Here is a 1,464-nt window from a genome sequence, read left to right on the forward strand (position 1 = left end):
CGGCCCCGGCGCGGGCGCGGGCCCGGGCTGGGGCGGCGGCCCCGGCGGGATGATGCCCTGGGGCGGCGGCCCGAACTGGGGCGGCTGGCGCGGCGGCAATTGGGGGCCGATGCATGGCGGCGGGATGCCGGTCATGATGATGGCCATGATCGACACCGACGGCAGCGGCACCATCTCCTACGCCGAGGTCGAGGCCTTCCATCGCCGCATGTTCGACTATCTCGACAGCAACAAGGACGGCGAGCTTTCGCCGGACGAGATCCAGGCGATGATGGGCGGACGCTTCGGCGGCAGGCGGTAGCGCCCGAACCGAAGCCGGGGAACAAAACCGTCCGGCGGGCGTCACGTCCCGCAAGAGCGCCCGCCGGGAGAACGACATGCCAGCCAGACCGAGACGCACAGTGGACCGCCCCGTCGCCGTGGTGACCGGAGCCTCGGCAGGCGTCGGACGGGCGGTGGCGCTCGCCTTCGCCCGGCGCGGCTATGCCGTCGCACTCCTGGCGCGCAGCGAGGCGGCGCTCGGCGAAGTGGCCCGCGCCGTCCGGGCGGCGGGCGGCGCCGCGCAGGCCTATCCGCTCGATGTCGCGGACGCGGCGGCAATGATGGAGGCGGCGGACGCGGTGGCGGAAAGGTTCGGGCGCATCGACGTCTGGGTGAACGATGCCATGCTGACCGTCTTCGGACGGACCGAGGACATCGCCCCGGACGAGTTCCGCCGCGTCACCGAGGTCACCTATCTCGGCTACGTCCACGGCACGCGCGCCGCGCTGAAGCACATGCGCGGGCGCAATGCCGGCACCATCGTGCAGGTCGGCTCGGCGCTCGCCTATCGGTCGATCCCGCTGCAATCGGCCTATTGCGCAGCCAAGGCGGCCATCCGCGGCTTCACCGATTCGCTCCGCTGCGAGCTCCTTCGCGAGCGGAGCCGCATACGGCTCACCATGGTGCACCTTCCCGCGGTGAACACGCCGCAATTCGACTGGGCGCGCAGCCATCTGCCGGAGGAGCTCCGGCCCGTCGGCACCATCCATCAGCCGGAGGCGGTCGCCGAGGCGATCCTGCGCGCGGCGCGCCGCGCCCCGCGCGAGCTCTGGATCGGGACCTCCACGATCGAGGCGATCCTCGGCACGATGGTCGCCCCCGCTTTCCTCGACCGCTTCGTGGCGGGGCGCGCCTGGGCCGGCCAGATGACCGGCGTCGCGGCCGATCCCGGGCGCCCCGACAACCTCTTCGCCACCGTGAAGGGAGGGCACGCGACGCGCGGCCGCTTCTCCGGGGTGGCGCGCAACCATGTTGTCGCCGTCTCGTCCACCACGATCCGGGCCACGCTCCTCGGCGGCGCGGTGCTCGCCCTTTGCGGCGCCGCCGCGCTCGGCTTCGCCGCCGGGCGGAACTCGGAGCAGGCCCGGTCCGGCTTCGGGCGGCTCGTCGCCGGCATGGCCGCAGGCGGGCGCGCGGCCGGAC

The 1,464-nt window shown here is 73.6% G+C and carries 2 protein-coding genes; both read left to right on the forward strand.

Translation table 11 applies throughout. The annotated features are described in order from the left end of the window. Positions 1-301: EF-hand domain-containing protein (locus tag E4O86_RS22910; protein ID WP_161142846.1), on the forward strand; the 301-nt coding region annotated here is incomplete at its 5' end. 76 nt (positions 302-377) lie between these two features. Beyond that, the coding region (locus E4O86_RS22915; RefSeq protein WP_161142847.1) for an SDR family oxidoreductase at positions 378-1,464 on the forward strand (1,087 nt) is incomplete at its 3' end.

It is taken from the genome of Propylenella binzhouense, assembly GCF_009866965.1.
Taxonomy (GTDB): domain Bacteria; phylum Pseudomonadota; class Alphaproteobacteria; order Rhizobiales; family Afifellaceae; genus Propylenella; species Propylenella binzhouense.